At 67.4% G+C, this 15,330-nt stretch carries 13 protein-coding genes and 2 tRNA genes; 13 read left to right on the top strand and 2 right to left on the bottom strand.

Features of this window, described 5'->3' with window-relative positions; all coding sequences use genetic code 11:
- Positions 1–12: 12 nt before the first annotated feature.
- The gene (locus OG729_RS26065) at positions 13–207 is read left to right on the top strand and encodes a hypothetical protein (protein WP_313946321.1); all 195 of its coding nucleotides are present in this window, start codon (positions 13–15) and stop codon (positions 205–207) included.
- A 137-nt stretch (positions 208–344) separates the two neighbouring features.
- On the opposite strand, the gene OG729_RS26070 is transcribed toward OG729_RS26065, so the two are convergent.
- Positions 345–415: transfer RNA gene (locus tag OG729_RS26070), tRNA-Gly, on the bottom strand.
- Between the two features lie 188 nt (positions 416–603).
- Here OG729_RS26070 and OG729_RS26075 point away from each other — a divergent pair.
- From OG729_RS26075 to clpX, 5 genes are all read left to right on the top strand, one after another.
- Positions 604–680, top strand: a tRNA-Pro gene (locus OG729_RS26075).
- Positions 681–857: 177 nt separating this feature from the next.
- Positions 858–2,261 (top strand): trigger factor, encoded by a 1,404-nt coding sequence (gene tig / locus OG729_RS26080; protein ID WP_360880931.1) that lies wholly within the window; start codon positions 858–860, stop codon positions 2,259–2,261.
- 252 nt (positions 2,262–2,513) lie between these two features.
- Positions 2,514–3,119, top strand: a complete 606-nt coding sequence (locus tag OG729_RS26085; RefSeq protein WP_360881024.1) for an ATP-dependent Clp protease proteolytic subunit — start codon at positions 2,514–2,516, stop codon at positions 3,117–3,119.
- 41 nt (positions 3,120–3,160) lie between these two features.
- On the top strand, positions 3,161–3,835 hold the full coding sequence (locus tag OG729_RS26090; protein WP_360880933.1) for an ATP-dependent Clp protease proteolytic subunit: 675 nt from the start codon (positions 3,161–3,163) through the stop codon (positions 3,833–3,835).
- 145 nt (positions 3,836–3,980) lie between these two features.
- Positions 3,981–5,273 carry an ATP-dependent Clp protease ATP-binding subunit ClpX gene (gene clpX / locus OG729_RS26095; RefSeq protein ID WP_360880935.1) on the top strand — a complete coding sequence of 431 codons (1,293 nt, stop codon included), beginning with the start codon at positions 3,981–3,983 and terminating at the stop codon, positions 5,271–5,273.
- Positions 5,274–5,971: 698 nt separating this feature from the next.
- On the opposite strand, the gene OG729_RS26100 is transcribed toward clpX, so the two are convergent.
- Positions 5,972–6,922: a hypothetical protein gene (locus OG729_RS26100; protein ID WP_405808292.1), complete on the bottom strand. Its 951-nt coding sequence runs from the start codon at positions 6,920–6,922 to the stop codon at positions 5,972–5,974.
- Positions 6,923–7,058: 136 nt separating this feature from the next.
- Between OG729_RS26100 and OG729_RS26105 the strand changes: the two genes are divergently transcribed.
- From OG729_RS26105 to mreD, 7 genes are all read left to right on the top strand, one after another.
- A complete protein-coding gene (locus OG729_RS26105; protein WP_405808293.1) occupies positions 7,059–9,680 on the top strand; it encodes a valine--tRNA ligase in 2,622 nt (873 codons plus the stop codon).
- A gap of 178 nt (positions 9,681–9,858) precedes the next feature.
- Positions 9,859–11,346: a bifunctional folylpolyglutamate synthase/dihydrofolate synthase gene (locus OG729_RS26110; protein WP_405808294.1), complete on the top strand. Its 1,488-nt coding sequence runs from the start codon at positions 9,859–9,861 to the stop codon at positions 11,344–11,346.
- A gap of 6 nt (positions 11,347–11,352) precedes the next feature.
- Positions 11,353–11,688: a DUF4233 domain-containing protein gene (locus OG729_RS26115; protein ID WP_405808295.1), complete on the top strand. Its 336-nt coding sequence runs from the start codon at positions 11,353–11,355 to the stop codon at positions 11,686–11,688.
- Positions 11,689–11,843: 155 nt separating this feature from the next.
- Positions 11,844–12,257: a nucleoside-diphosphate kinase gene (ndk, locus tag OG729_RS26120; RefSeq protein WP_360880945.1), complete on the top strand. Its 414-nt coding sequence runs from the start codon at positions 11,844–11,846 to the stop codon at positions 12,255–12,257.
- Between the two features lie 254 nt (positions 12,258–12,511).
- Entirely contained in the window at positions 12,512–13,531 is a 1,020-nt protein-coding gene (locus OG729_RS26125) for a rod shape-determining protein (protein WP_020610253.1), read from the top strand.
- Positions 13,532–13,673: 142 nt separating this feature from the next.
- Positions 13,674–14,639, top strand: a complete 966-nt coding sequence (gene mreC, locus OG729_RS26130; protein ID WP_360880947.1) for a rod shape-determining protein MreC — start codon at positions 13,674–13,676, stop codon at positions 14,637–14,639.
- A 13-nt stretch (positions 14,640–14,652) separates the two neighbouring features.
- On the top strand, positions 14,653–15,321 hold the full coding sequence (gene mreD / locus OG729_RS26135) for a rod shape-determining protein MreD (RefSeq protein WP_405808296.1): 669 nt from the start codon (positions 14,653–14,655) through the stop codon (positions 15,319–15,321).
- Positions 15,322–15,330: the final 9 nt, after the last annotated feature.

A 15,330-nucleotide genomic window follows, 5' to 3' on the forward strand; every position in this document is an offset into this window, starting at 1 on the left:
GTGTGATCAGTTGTGGCCATTTCACTGTCTGTGGTGCTGCTGTTGGCGATCATCCTCGTGGTGCTGATCCGCGGCGGCTCCATCAAGGCCGGACCCGCGATCGTCGCGGTGCTGTTCGGCTTCTTCCTCGCCTCGACGGGCATGGCACCGTCGATCAACAGATTCCTCAACTCGATAGCCGACACGATCAACCAGATCAACTTCTGACCTGCGATCCGAACGGCGATCCGAATAACGACCTGAGCGGCGATCCGAGCTGCGATCCGGGACGCATCGGCCGGCTGCGAAAAGCCTCAGGCCCGGCTCGGGCGATCAACTGCCGAGCCGGGCCTGGGGCCTGAAAGAGCGGGCGACGGGAATCGAACCCGCGTAGCTAGTTTGGAAGACTAGTGCTCTACCATTGAGCTACGCCCGCAGACATCGCACCGCAGGTCACGAGGGCCGCGGTTACGAAGAGCATCGTAGCGGGTCCGGGGACGCCGCCGCACACCCCATTCCGCGCCACCGTCCCGTCGGGGAGCGTTCCGCGATCCCTCCGGGGACGTCCTGCGAGAATGCGGCAGCCGCACTGCCTGCGGGCATGTACCCTACGTGTCGCACCGACGGGGTGTGGCGCAGCTTGGTAGCGCGTCCGCTTTGGGAGCGGAAGGTCGTCGGTTCGAATCCGGCCACCCCGACCATCATCACGATCGCTCTTCAAGATCACATTGTGGGCGTCATCCTGCTTGCGGCTACTATGCAAGCTGCGTGCCCGTGTGTCTGAAGATTCTCACGAAGAGCCGGGCAGATCCGCTGAGCCGCCTCGTGTGCGGCGGATGCAGCAGAACCCCAGAATCAGCCACCAAGGAGACCGAACCGTGAAGAGCGCCGTGGAGACCCTGAACCCGACCCGGGTTCGGCTCACTGTCGAGGTGCCCTTCGAGGAGCTCAAGGACAGCCTCGACGCGGCGTACAAGAAGATCAACCAGCAGGTCACGGTCAAGGGCTTCCGTAAGGGCAAGATCCCGGCCCGAGTGATCGACCAGCGGTTCGGCCGTGGTGCGGTGCTGGAGGAGGCCGTCAACGACGCCCTTCCGAAGTTCTACACCGAGGCGGTCAACGACGCCGAGGTCAACCCGCTGGGTCAGCCCGAGGTCGACATCACCGAGCTGAAGGACGGCGAGCTGCTCGCCTTCACCGCCGAGGTCGACATCCGCCCGGCCATCGAGATCCCGGACTACTCCGGTATCGAGGTCACCGTCGACGCCGTCGAGGTCACCGACGAGGACGTCGACAAGTCGGTGGAGCAGCTGCGCGAGCGCTTCGCCTCCACCAACCCGGTCGAGCGCGCGGCCGCCGAGGGCGACGTCGTGACGATCGACCTCGAGGCCAAGATCGACGGCGAGGTCCTGGAGGACGGCGTCGCGTCCGGCGTCCAGTACACGATCGGCTCCGGCGAACTGCTCGACGGCATCGACGAGGCCGTCACCGGCCTGGAGGCCGGCGGCGAGGCCACCTTCACCTCGCAGCTCAAGGGCGGCTCCGCCGAGGGCAAGGACGCCGAGGTCACCGTCAAGGTCACCGCCGTCGCCGCCCGTGAGCTCCCCGAGCTCGACGACGACTTCGCGCAGCTGGCGAGCGAGTTCGACACCCTCGAGGAGCTCAAGGCGGACAGCCGCAAGCGCCTCGAGAACATGAAGCAGTACGACCAGGCCACCCAGGCCCAGGAGCGCGTCCTCGACGAGCTGCTGAAGCTGGCGGAGGTCCCGATCCCCGAGAAGCTCCTCGAGGACGAGATCAACACCCGCAAGCACAACCTGGAGCACCACCAGCTCGGCCAGATGGGCCTCGACCTCGGCAAGTACCTGGAGATCCAGGGCAAGACCGAGGAAGAGTTCATCGCCGAGACCAAGGAGCAGGCCGAGAAGGGCATCAAGACGCAGTTCATCCTGGATGAGCTCGTCAACAAGGAGAAGCTGAACGTCAACCAGGAGGAGCTCACCGAGCACCTCATGCGGCGCGCTGCCTCCTCCGGCATGAGCCCCGACCAGTTCGCGCAGGCCGTCGTCGAGGGCGGCCAGGTGCCGATGCTCGTCGGCGAGGTCGCCCGCGGCAAGGCGCTGGCCGTGGTCGTCGAGGCCTCGAAGGTCGTCGACACCAACGGTGAGGTCGTCGACCTGGAGGACGACGAGGACGAGACCGAGGCCGCCGCCGAGACGGTCGAGGCCGTCGTCGAGGGCGAGGACGCCCCCGAGGCGTCCGAGGAGAAGAACGAGGCCTGAGCCTCGCGCTGACCCGTACACCGGGCCCCGGACGCTGCGCGCGCCCGGGGCCCGGTCCGTACCGCCGGGGCACCTCGTGAGCCCCCGGTTACCTTGCGCTCCGAGCGAACAGTTCGGGAAGCGGGATGGCGTTGTCCGACCTGCGCGTTAGGGTCCATGAATACGAGGGCAGGGGAGTCCCCGCCCCCAGTACAAAGACGCTGAGACGGCCGAAGCCGTCAGAGACGAGCAGGTGGATACGTGACGAATCTGATGCCTAACGCCGCGGGTGAGCCGTCCATCGGTGGTGGCCTCGGCGACCATGTCTACAACCGGCTGCTCGGCGAGCGGATCATCTTCCTCGGCCAGCAGGTCGACGACGAGATCGCCAACAAGATCACGGCGCAGATGCTCCTCCTGGCTGCCGACCCGGAAAAGGACATCTACCTCTACATCAACAGCCCCGGCGGCTCGGTGACGGCCGGCATGGCGATCTACGACACCATGCAGTACATCCCGAACGACGTCGTCACGATCGGTATGGGAATGGCGGCCTCGATGGGCCAGTTCCTGCTGACCGGCGGCACCGCGGGCAAGCGCTTCGCGCTCCCCAACACCGACATTCTGATGCACCAGGGTTCGGCCGGAATCGGCGGCACTGCCTCGGACATCAAGATCCAGGCCGAGTACCTGCTCCGTACGAAGACGCGCATGGCGGAGATCACCGCCCGGCACTCCGGCCAGACCGTCGAGACGATCATCCGCGACGGTGACCGCGACCGCTGGTACACCGCGGAAGAAGCCAAGGACTACGGCCTCATCGACGAGATCATCTCCGCCGCATCGGGCGTTCCGGGCGGCGGCGGCACCGGCGCCTGAGCCGACCTGCCCCCAGCCCCCGCCCGCTGAACGCCACCAGGATGGTGAACACCCATATGAGTAACTTCTCCGCGAGCGGCCTCTACACCGGCCCGCAGGTGGACAACCGCTACGTCGTCCCGCGCTTCGTCGAGCGCACCTCGCAGGGCGTGCGTGAGTACGACCCGTACGCGAAGCTCTTCGAGGAGCGCGTGATCTTCCTCGGCGTGCAGATCGACGACGCCTCCGCCAACGACGTCATGGCGCAGCTGCTGTGCCTGGAGTCGATGGACCCGGACCGCGACATCTCCATCTACATCAACAGCCCCGGCGGCTCGTTCACGGCCCTGACGGCCATCTACGACACGATGCAGTTCGTGAAGCCGGACATCCAGACGGTCTGCATGGGCCAGGCGGCTTCTGCCGCGGCCGTGCTGCTCGCCGCCGGCACCCCCGGCAAGCGGATGGCCCTGCCGAACGCCCGCGTGCTGATCCACCAGCCGTCCTCGCAGACCGGCCGGGAGCAGCTCTCCGACCTGGAGATCGCGGCCAACGAGATCCTGCGCATGCGCACCCAGCTCGAGGAGATGCTGGCCAAGCACTCCACGACGCCGATCGAGAAGATCCGCGACGACATCGAGCGCGACAAGATCCTGACCGCCGAGGACGCGCTTGCGTACGGCCTCGTCGACCAGATCGTCTCGACCCGTAAGAGCACCGCAGCAGCGGCCGCCTGACGGGTCCGACGCCCTTGGCGCGGTGCACGACAATGTGAACCGCGCCAAGGGGGGCCCGAACGGGGGGCCAGGCAAGGTACCGTCGGATATGAGGCACCAGGAGCCGGCTGAACCAAGCTGCTCCCAGGCGAAGGGGAAGCACCTCGTGGCACGCATTGGTGATGGCGGCGACCTGCTCAAGTGCTCGTTCTGCGGAAAGAGCCAGAAGCAGGTGAAGAAGCTCATCGCAGGCCCCGGTGTGTACATCTGCGACGAGTGCATCGACCTCTGCAACGAGATCATCGAGGAGGAGCTCGCCGAGACCTCCGAAGTGCGGTGGGAGGAACTGCCCAAGCCGCGCGAGATCTACGAGTTCCTCGAGGGTTACGTCGTCGGGCAGGAGCCCGCGAAGAAGGCCCTCTCGGTAGCGGTCTACAACCACTACAAGCGCGTCCAGGCCGGCGAGAATGGCGGCGCGCAGGGCCGGGACGACGCGATCGAACTGGCCAAGTCCAACATCCTGTTGCTCGGTCCCACCGGGTCCGGCAAGACGCTCCTTGCCCAGACGCTGGCCCGGATGCTCAATGTCCCGTTCGCCATTGCCGATGCGACGGCGCTGACGGAGGCGGGCTATGTCGGCGAGGACGTCGAGAACATCCTGCTGAAGCTGATCCAGGCCGCCGACTACGACGTCAAGAAGGCCGAGACCGGGATCATCTACATCGACGAGATCGACAAGGTCGCCCGCAAGAGCGAGAACCCGTCGATCACCCGTGATGTGTCGGGCGAGGGCGTCCAGCAGGCCCTGCTGAAGATCCTGGAGGGCACGACGGCCTCCGTGCCCCCGCAGGGCGGACGCAAGCACCCGCACCAGGAGTTCATCCAGATCGACACGACGAACGTGCTCTTCATCGTGGGCGGCGCCTTCGCCGGCCTGGAGAAGATCATCGAGTCGCGTGCGGGCGCGAAGGGCATCGGCTTCGGCGCGACGATCCGCTCCAAGCGCGAGATCGAGGCGAGCGACCAGTTCCAGGAGGTCATGCCGGAGGACCTGGTGAAGTTCGGGATGATCCCGGAGTTCATCGGCCGCCTCCCGGTACTGACCTCGGTCCACAACCTGGACCGCGAGGCGCTGCTCCAGATCCTGGTGGAGCCCCGCAACGCGCTGGTGAAGCAGTACCAGCGCCTGTTCGAACTGGACGGCGTGGAGCTGGACTTCGACCGCCCGGCGCTCGAGGCCATCGCCGACCAGGCGATCCTGCGCGGCACCGGCGCGCGGGGCCTGCGGGCCATCATGGAAGAGGTCCTGATGTCGGTGATGTACGAGGTCCCGTCGCGCAAGGACGTCGCACGGGTGGTCATCACGGCCGATGTGGTGCACAACAACGTGAACCCGACGCTGGTGCCGCGGGAGCCGCGGATCGTGAAGAACGACGGGCGTCACGAGAAGTCCGCATAGCGGTATGCATGCGAATAATTAGGGCCCGGTCGCACGACCGGGCCCTATCTGCTTTGCGCTGTCGGCTTGCGCGGGGTGCCTGAAACCCGATGTATCGCCCCACGCGCCGGTGACTCATGCTCCGGCCGCAGCAGGATGCGCATGGATCAAGCCAGGATCGTACAACTGTGTTGCATCAGTCGATCATCCGATGATTCGGTTGTTTGTGACCGAGCCACGTCTTGTCGTGGCCAAAACGGGAGGAAGCGAACTATGAGGGCGAAAGCTCAGAGAGCGTTCACAGCGGTGTGTGTGGCTGTAGCTGCGAGCGTCATTCCGTTGGTGGCGGCTGCGCCGGCAAGTGCTAACGGCCCTGACTCGTGCATCAGCTACTTGAAGGCTCAGCGTGACGCCAAGGGTAAGCCGCTTTATGTCATCGGCCCGAAGGTGAAGGCCTCCTGCGCGTATGCCGGGCGTTTCGGGATGGAATTGCAGTACTGCATCGCGGGGCTCACGAACGCCGGCGTGAGGCAAGGGCACGCTGCAACTGCGTGCCGTCCGTAGTTGAGAACAGCCCACTCGTACGTGCTCGTGCGGTACGCGGAGGGCGTGAGTCCGTGGCTGTGAAGGTCGGGCACTGCGTGGGTGTGTGTAGTGCTGTAGGTGCGTGAAAGGGGAGCCCGGCCAGTTAACTGGCCGGGCTCCCCTTTTGTGTTGGATCACACCTTAGTGCGCGAGGTGCTGTAGAGCTTGGCGGCCAGCTCGGCGACCTTGTCCTGCGGCATGCCCTTGCCGCCCGTGAGGACCAGCGACATGTCGTAGGCCTGCACCATGCCGATGGTGCTGTAGTCGGCCCAGACGCACACCGGGAACTCGGCCTCCGTGGGCCCCTTCGACGCCCCAGGCTTCTTGCTCGAATCCGTGAGCTTTGCCGTCTGGCACTTCATCAGAGCGCCCTTGAAACCGGAGGGCTTCACGGACTCAGCGCTGCCGAGGAGTTCGATCTTGAGGTCATCGCCACTCTTGTCCCCCTCCTTAATACCCCGGAAGTACCCGTCGATGGCCTTCTCGGGATCGGAGATCTCCCCCCACAGGCCGCTGAGCTGCAGCATCTTCCCCTTCAGCGGGTCGTCCGCTGAACCGGACTTGTACGTTGCGCCCACCTCCGTCGGATTCTTGATGCCGAGGCCGTCAGCCTGCTTCTTGTCCTTTTCGGACAGGGCTCCCGACTTGTCGGAACCTGACTTCTTGTAGTCGTCGACCGACGCGGCAGGCGTGATCTTGTAGCCCTTTGTGTCTGCCGAGACGTCCCCGTTCCCGCCGCCTCCGCCCAGCAGGAAGTACACCCCCCCGCCGATCACCGCGAGCGCCACCACCGAGGCCGCCACGATCAGGCCCGTCTTCTTCTTCGGCGCGGCCGGCGGGGGCGGGACCTGGCCGCCGCCGTAGGGCTGGCCGTACTGGGGCTGCTGGCCGTACGGGCCCGGCTGCTGGGGCTGGTTCCACTGGCCGGGCTGCTGCTGCGGGGGGACGCCCTGAGGAGGCTGCTGCGGGTATCCGTAGCCGGGCTGCGGGGCCTGCGGCGGCTGCTGGCCGTAGGGACCCGGCTGACCGTACGGTCCGGGCTGCTGAGGCTGGCCGCCGTACGGGCCCGGCTGGTTGTAGCTCATTCCTGCGTTCCCCTCCAGATACTTATGTAGTTCGAACATCCTGGCCCAAGCGCCGGTGCCATGGGGCGGCGGGGGTCACACCGTTACGGAAGATTCCCGTTTCAGTACGGCCCTGTGACACCTCTAAACTGTGCCCGTGACCGAGAACACTCAGCAGCAGCCAGCCAGCAACCCCGAACTGCCGACCCAGTACGCGCCGGCCCAGGTAGAGGGGAAGCTGTACGAGCGCTGGGTAGAGCGCGGTTACTTCTCGGCGGATCCGAAGAGTGAGAAGCCGCCGTACACCATCGTCATCCCGCCGCCGAACGTCACCGGCAGCCTGCACCTGGGGCATGCCTTCCAGCACACCCTCATGGACGCCCTCACCCGCCGTAAGCGGATGCAGGGGTACGAGGCGCTGTGGCTGCCCGGCATGGACCACGCCGGCATCGCCACCCAGAACAAGGTCGAGCAGCAGCTCGCCGAGGAGGGCAAGTCCCGCCACGACCTGGGGCGCGAAGAGTTCGTCGAGCGCGTCTGGCAGTGGAAGGAAGAGTACGGCGGCAAGATCCTCGGCCAGATGCGCCGCCTCGGCGATGGCGTGGACTGGAGCCGTGAGCGGTTCACCATGGACGAAGGGCTGTCCAGGGCCGTCCAGACCATCTTCAAGAAGCTCTACGACGACGAGCTCATCTACCGCGCCGAGCGCATCATCAACTGGTGTCCGCGCTGTCTCACGGCCATCTCGGACATCGAGGTGGACTACCAGGACGACAACGGCGAGTTGGTCTCGATCAAGTACGGCGAGGGCGACGAGACCGTCGTCGTCGCGACCACCCGCGTTGAGACGATGCTCGGTGACACCGCCGTCGCCGTCCACCCCGACGACGAGCGATACGCGCACCTCATCGGCAAGCGGATCAAGCTGCCGCTCACCGACCGTACGATCCCGGTCGTCGCCGACACGCACGTGGATCCCGAATTCGGCACGGGCGCGGTCAAGGTGACCCCCGCGCACGACCCGAACGACTTCGCCATCGGGCAGCGGCACGGTCTCGAATCCATGACGGTCATGGACGAGCACGCCGTCATCACGGCGCACGGCCCCTTCCAGGGGCTCGACCGGTTCGAGGCTCGCTCCGCGATCGTCGAGGCACTGCGCCAGCAGGGCCGGATCGTCGCCGAGAAGCGTCCGTACGTCCACTCCGTCGGGCACTGCTCGCGCTGCAAGACCACCATCGAGCCGCGGCTGTCGCTCCAGTGGTGGGTCAAGGTCGGGCCGCTCGCGCAGGCCGCCGGTGACGCGGTCCGCGACGGCCGGGTCAAGATCCACCCCGCGGACATGTCGAGGCGCTACTTCGACTGGGTCGACAACATGCACGACTGGTGCATCTCGCGCCAGCTGTGGTGGGGCCACCGGATCCCCGTCTGGTACGGCCCGAACGGCGAGGTCGTCTGTGTCGGCCCCGACGAGCAGCCGCCCACGGGTGAGGGCTGGACGCAGGACAGCGATGTCCTGGACACCTGGTTCTCGTCCGGTCTGTGGCCGTTCTCCACGCTGGGGTGGCCCGAGAAGACGCCGGATCTGGAGAAGTTCTATCCGACCGACGTCCTGCTGACCGGGCACGACATCATCTTCTTCTGGGTCGCCCGGATGATGATGTTTGGTCTGTACGCGATGGAGGGCGAGGCCCCCTTCCACACCATCGCGCTGACCGGTCTCGTCCGTGACGAGCACGGCAAGAAGATGTCCAAGTCGAACCCCAACTCCGTTGACCCGCTGGACTGGATGGACGCGTACGGCTCGGACGCCGTCCGCTTCACCCTGGCCCGTGGCGCCAACCCCGGGGCCGATGTGCCGATCGGCGAGGACTGGGTCCAGGCGTCCCGCAACTTCGCCAACAAGATCTGGAACGCGACCCGCTTCGCGCTGATGAACGGCGCGACCGTGGAAGGAGAGCTGCCCGACCCGGCGCAGATGTCCGCCACGGACCGGTGGATCCTCTCCCGCCTCAACACGGTGGTCGCGGAGGTCGACGCGTACTACGACGACTACCAGTTCGCGAAACTCTCCGACTCCCTCTACCACTTCGCGTGGGACGAGGTCTTCGACTGGTACGTCGAGCTGTCGAAGACGACGTACTTCGCGGGCGGCGAGGCGGCGAAGGTCTCGGCGCGCGTCCTCGGCGAGGTCCTCGACGTCACCCTGCGCCTGCTGCACCCCATCGTCCCCTTCGTCACCGAGACGCTGTGGACCACGCTCACCGGCAAGGAGTCGGTCGTCATCGCCGACTGGCCGGCCGACAGCGGCTTCCGGGACGAGGGCGCCGAGCGGGAGATCGAGCTGGTGCAGCGGGTCGTCACCGAGGTCCGCCGGTTCCGCTCCGACCAGGGGCTCCAGCCGGGCCAGAAGGTCCCGGCCAGGCTCACCCTGGACGGCACCGCGCTGGCGCCGCACGAGGCCGCTATCCGGCAGCTGCTGCGGCTGCAGCCGGAGGGCGAGGGCTTCAGCGCGACGGCGACCCTCCCGGTCGCGGGGGCCACGGTCGCCCTCGACCTGTCCGGCACGATCGACGTCGTCGCGGAGCGCAAGCGTCTTGCGAAGGACCTGGCGGCGGCCGAGAAGGAGAAGTCGCAGGCGCAGGCGAAGCTCGGCAACGAGGCGTTCCTCGCGAAGGCCCCGGACAACGTGGTCGAGAAGATCCGTACGCGGCTTGCGAAGGCCGAGGAGGACATCGAGCGGATCACTGCTCAGCTGGACCGGCTGCCGCAGGCGTAGCCGTACGCCGGAGACGGTACGCCGGACTCCTCACGCGTGAGGCGGTATGCGCGGTAGGTGTGAGGCGGTATGTGAGAGGCCCTGGGGAAACCCGGGGCCTCTCGTGTGTCCGGATGCCGACAGCCCCGAACGGGGCGGGGCGAACATCCTGTCAGTGCTCCTCCGTAGACTGGACCGCGTGAGTGAGCAGCCCGACCCATTCGACGAGATCGTCGACGCCGAGACCGACCGTGACCCCGATCTGGCGGTGATCGAGGCCGGCAGCCGTACCCTGCGCGCGCAGGCCGCGTCGCCGCAGGGCGACGTGCCCGCCCGGCCCGCAGACCCGGAGGTGGACAAGTCGCTGCGCGAGGTCGAGGCAGACCTGGCGACGCGCTGGGGCGAGACCAAGCTGGAGCCCTCCGTCGCCCGTATCTCGGCGCTGATGGACGTGCTGGGCGAGCCCCAGCGTGCGTACCCCTCGATCCACATCACGGGGACGAACGGCAAGACGTCCACGGCCCGCATGATCGAGGCCCTGCTCGCCGCCTTCGACCTGCGCACCGGGCGGTACACCTCGCCGCACGTGCAGTCGGTCACCGAGCGCATCAGCCTGGACGGCGCCCCCATCGAGGCCGAGCGCTTCATCGAGACGTACAACGACATCAAGCCGTACGTCGAGATGGTCGACGCGGCCCAGGAGTTCCGGCTGTCCTTCTTCGAGGTGCTCACCGGCATGGCGTACGCCGCCTTCGCCGACGCACCCGTGGACGTGGCGGTCGTCGAGGTCGGCATGGGCGGCAGCTGGGACGCGACGAACGTCATCGACGGGTCGGTCGCCGTCGTCACGCCCATCGATCTGGACCACACGGACCGACTCGGCAGCACTCCCGCCGAGATCGCCGTCGAGAAGGCGGGGATCGTCAAGCAGGACGCGACGGTCATCCTGGCGCAGCAGCCGGTGGACGCCGCGCAGGTGATGCTGAAGAAGGCCGTCGAGGTCGACGCCACGGTCGCCCGTGAGGGCATGGAGTTCGGCGTTGTCTCCCGGGAAATCGCCGTCGGCGGCCAGCTGGTGACCCTGCGCGGACTCGGCGGGGAGTACGGCGAGATCTTCCTCCCGCTGTACGGGGCGCACCAGGCGCACAATGCCGCGGTGGCGCTCGCGACGGTCGAGGCGTTCTTCGGCATCGGCTCCGAGCACGCCCGCACGCTGGATCTGGACACGGTCCGCAAAGCGTTCGCCGCAGTGACGTCGCCGGGCCGCCTGGAGGTCGTACGCCGCAGCCCGACGGTCGTCCTGGACGCCGCGCACAATCCGGCGGGCGCCCGCGCGTGCGCCGACGGGATCACCGAGTCGTTCGGTTTCTCGCGCCTCATCGGCGTGGTCGGCGCGAGCGACGACAAGGATGTGAAGGCGCTCCTCGAAGCCTTCGAGCCGATCTTCGCGGAGGTCGTCGTCACGCAGAACTCCAGTCATCGCGCGATGGACGCGGACGAGCTGGCTTCGGTCGCGGTCGAGGTCTTCGGCGACGATCGGGTGGTCGTGGAGCCACGCCTCGACGACGCGCTGGAGGCGGCGATCACGCTCGCCGAGGAGGAGTCGGAGTTCGCGGGCGCGGGTGTGCTGGTGACCGGCTCCGTGATCACGGTCGGCGAGGCCCGGCTGCTGCTGGGAAGGGGCTGACATCCGATGCGTACGCTCTGTGCTTCGACCCTGATCGGCGAGTTCTTCGTGATCGGTTTCGCCGGACTCGTGGCCATGAAGTCCGACGACCTGTCGGTGGCGACGGTCTGGACGGTCAGCGGCATCGGGATGCTGCTCTCGCTGCTGCTCTGCGGGATGATCGGCCGCCCCGGCGGGGTGCAGCTCGGCTGGGCGCTCCAGATCGGCCTGATCGCGAGCGGCTTCGTGGTGCCGACGATGTTCTTCCTGGGCGCGGTCTTCGCGGGCCTGTGGTGGGCGTCGATCCGCTACGGCCGCAAGATCGACGAGGCGAAGGCGAAGCGGGCGGCCCAGGCGGGGTGAAAGGGAGGCGCGGGCGGCTGTGCGAGGCTCTTCCCCGCCCCGCCACCGGGGGCAGCCCCGGACCCCGTTCGGGGAGCAGGGTCCGGGGCCCAGACCCGGCAGACGCACCGGTAGCCTCGGACTTCCGCACATCCGTTTTTTAAGGAGCCCCCACCGTGAGCCAGCGCACGCTCGTCCTGCTCAAGCCCGACGCCGTACGCCGCGGCCTGATCGGCGAGATCATCGGCCGTATCGAAGCCAAGGCCGGCTGGACCATCAGCGCGCTGGAGCTGCGCACCCTCGATCAGGAGATCCTGGAGCAGCACTACGGCGAGCACAAGGGCAAGCCTTTCTACGAGCCGCTGGTCGAGTTCATGGCCTCCGGCCCGGTCGTCGCGCTCGTCGTCGAGGGTGAGCGGGTCATCGAGGGCCTGCGCGCGCTCGCCGGCCCGACCGACCCGATCGCTGCCGCGCCCGGCTCCATCCGCGGGGACTTCGGCACCATCGTGCGGGAGAACCTCATCCACGCCTCGGACTCCGAGGAGTCCGCCATTCGGGAACTCAAGATTTTCTTCCCCGGACTTTCCTGATTGGCCGTCAGCCATACAGAGCTCTCCACCTGGGGCGACCGATGGAATTTCGGTCGCCCCGCGGTGTACATGAGCTCTTTGCGGGAACGCATCGCTCCGACACCTCGTCACCTATTAAGAGGTGGACTCACCGCGCGGTGTCCGTGCAGGCGGCACTACGATGAAGCCTCCACGCCACAGCACCCACCTCGCCATCCTAAAAAGCCATCAACGCTCGATTTGGGAAGGCCAGACGCATCCTCATGGGGAACAACATGTCGTTCATCGGCCGTGACATGGCTGTCGACCTCGGGACCGCCAACACGCTGGTGTACGTCAGGGGCCGGGGGATCGTCCTCAACGAGCCGTCCGTCGTCGCCATCAACACCAACACGGGCGGCATTCTCGCGGTCGGCGCCGAGGCGAAGAAGATGATCGGCCGGACACCGGGCAACATCGTTGCCGTCCGGCCGCTGAAGGACGGCGTCATCGCCGACTTCGAGATCACCGAACGGATGCTCCGCTACTTCATCCTGAAGATCCACAAGCGCCGGTATCTCGCCCGCCCGCGTGTCGTCGTCTGTGTGCCCTCGGGCATCACGGGCGTCGAGCGCCGCGCGGTCATCGAGGCGTCGACGCAGGCGGGCGCCCGCCAGGTGCACATCATCGAGGAGCCCATGGCCGCGGCCATCGGCTCCGGACTCCCGGTCCATGAAGCCACCGGCAATATGGTCGTCGACATCGGCGGCGGCACCACCGAAGTCGCCGTGATCTCGCTCGGCGGAATCGTCACAGCACAGTCCATCCGCGTCGCCGGCGACGAGCTGGACAACGCGATCATCCAGCACATCAAGAAGGAGTACTCGCTCCTGCTCGGTGAGCGGACCGCCGAGAGCATCAAGATCACCATCGGTTCCGCGTACGACATGGACAAGGACGAGCACACCGAGATCCGCGGCCGTGACCTCGTCTCCGGTCTGCCGAAGACCGTGGTCATCTCGGCCGCCGAGGTCCGCAAGGCGATCGAGGAACCGGTCAACGCGATCGTCGACGCCGTCAAGACCACGCTCGACAAGTGCCCGCCGGAGCTCTCCGGCGACGTCATGGACCGCGGCATCGTCCTCACCGGCGGTGGCGCCCTGCTGCGCGGCCTCGACGAGCGGCTGCGCCGCGAGACCGGCATGCCCATCCATATCGCCGAGGATCCACTGGACTCGGTGGCCCTCGGGTCCGGAAAGTGTGTGGAGGAGTTCGAGGCGCTCCAGCAGGTACTGGACGCCCAGCCCCGCCGCTAGCGGAGCTCGGGGATCGGCACGATCCTCCCCCTGCGCCCCTGGTGGGCGTGGGGGGACCCCGTACGGGTGCCTGCCAACCCGTACAGCGGATCGTTGATATACAGACCTCAACATTCCTACGAGGAAGGCACGGCCGTCGCACGTGAGGGACACACGAGAGAGCCGGCTGCTCCTGGTGCTGCTGATCGCCATCGCGTTCGCTCTGATCACGGTGGACATCCGCGGAGGCGAGGATTCACCGGTCGACGGCGCCCGGCAGGCCGCCGCCACGGTCTTCGGACCCGTCGAGAACGGCGTCGCGACAGCGATCGACCCCATCGGCAACGCGATCGGGGCCGTACGTGACTCCGGCAAGCGTCATGACCGCATCAGCGAACTGGAGCAGGAGAACGCCGCGCTCAAGCAGCGGCTCGGCAGCGACGACCGTAACCGCAGTCGGGCCAATGAGCTCGACAACATGCTCAAGAAGGCCGGCGCGGGCCAGTACGGCATCAAGGGCGCCGAGGTCATTGCCATAGGAGCGGCCCAGGGCTTCTCCTGGACCGTGACCATCGACGTCGGCGCGAACGACGGCATCAAGCGCGACATGACCGTACTCAACGGCGACGGGCTCGTCGGCCGGGTCACCACGGTCGGCCCCGAGACCGCGACCGTACTGCTCGCCAACGACCCGAAGTTCACGGTCGGCACCCGGATGGAGAAGACCGACGAACTGGGCTTCGCCACCGGCCAGGGCGACCGGCCGCTGCTGGTCCAGCTGCTCAACGGAAAGGCCAAGGTCAAGAAGGGTGACCGGCTCGTCACCTTCGGCTCGCAGGCCGACAAGCCGTTCGTGCCCGGCGTCCCGGTCGGCGAGGTCGTCCGCGTCGACCCCTCCGGCGGCGACCTCACCCGGAACATCTACGTCCGCCCGTTCGTCGGCTTCACCAAGCTCGACATCGTCGGCGTGGTCGTCCTGGCCCCCCGGTCCGATCCGCGCGACACGGTGCTGCCGCCCAAGCCGGCTGCCCCCAAGCCCACGCCGACGGTCACGGTGACGGTCACCCCGTCACCCGGCGACGAGACCCAGGGCGACGTCAACGCGGCCGACCAGAACGACCAGCGGTAGGAGCTGATCCGTCATGCGTTTCAACCGGATGCTGCTCTCCACGACGCTCGTCGTGGTCGCCCTCGTCATCCAGGTCTCCGTCCTCGCCCGCCTCCAGCTCCCCGGCGCCGTCCCCGACCTGCTGCTGCTCGTCGTCCTCGGACTCGCCTTCGTGTACGGGCACATGGCCGGCGCCTTCATCGGCTTCGGCGCGGGACTGCTCGCCGACCTCGCCCCGCCCGCCGACCACGCCGCCGGACGCTATGCCCTCGTGCTCTGCGTGATCGGCTACCTCGCGGGCCTGGTGCGGCCCGACAACGGCCAGCTCAGGTCGGCCACCGGACCGATGGTCGTGGTGGTCGCCGCGGCCATCGGATCGACGCTGCTGTACGCGAGTGTGGGCGCCCTCGTCGGCGACACCGCGGCCCGCCATGTGGGCCTGGGCAGCCTGCTGTTCACCGCCGCCGTCTACGACCTGCTGCTTGCGCCCTTCACCGTGCCGCTGATCATGGCGCTCGCCAGACGGGCCGAGAACGATCCCCTCTCCGAGAGCCAGAACAGCGGCGGCGGGGACGTCACCAGCGGCTGGCGCCCCTCCGGCACCGGGCTGCGCATCGGCAACCAGCGCGGCGGACTGCGCGGCAAGGCCGCCAGGACCCGGGCGGCACGGGCCGGACGCATCAAGGGAGTCAAGCGACTGTGATCGAGGGGG

Origin of the sequence: Streptomyces sp. NBC_00210 (assembly GCF_045160975.1) — a bacterium.
GTDB lineage: Bacteria > Actinomycetota > Actinomycetes > Streptomycetales > Streptomycetaceae > Streptomyces.

What these genes read in the sequence shown, in the direction of transcription:
- OG729_RS26085 (WP_360881024.1), top strand. Translation starts at nt 2,514, where the DNA reads ATGCCTAACGCCGCGGGTGAGCCGTCCATCGGTGGTGGCCTCGGCGAC.
- OG729_RS26090 (WP_360880933.1), top strand. Translation starts at nt 3,161, where the DNA reads ATGGTGAACACCCATATGAGTAACTTCTCCGCGAGCGGCCTCTACACC.
- OG729_RS26100 (WP_405808292.1), bottom strand. Translation starts at nt 6,922, where the DNA reads ATGAGCTACAACCAGCCGGGCCCGTACGGCGGCCAGCCTCAGCAGCCC.
- OG729_RS26115 (WP_405808295.1), top strand. Translation starts at nt 11,353, where the DNA reads ATGCGTACGCTCTGTGCTTCGACCCTGATCGGCGAGTTCTTCGTGATC.
- OG729_RS26125 (WP_020610253.1), top strand. Translation starts at nt 12,512, where the DNA reads ATGTCGTTCATCGGCCGTGACATGGCTGTCGACCTCGGGACCGCCAAC.
- mreD (WP_405808296.1), top strand. Translation starts at nt 14,653, where the DNA reads ATGCGTTTCAACCGGATGCTGCTCTCCACGACGCTCGTCGTGGTCGCC.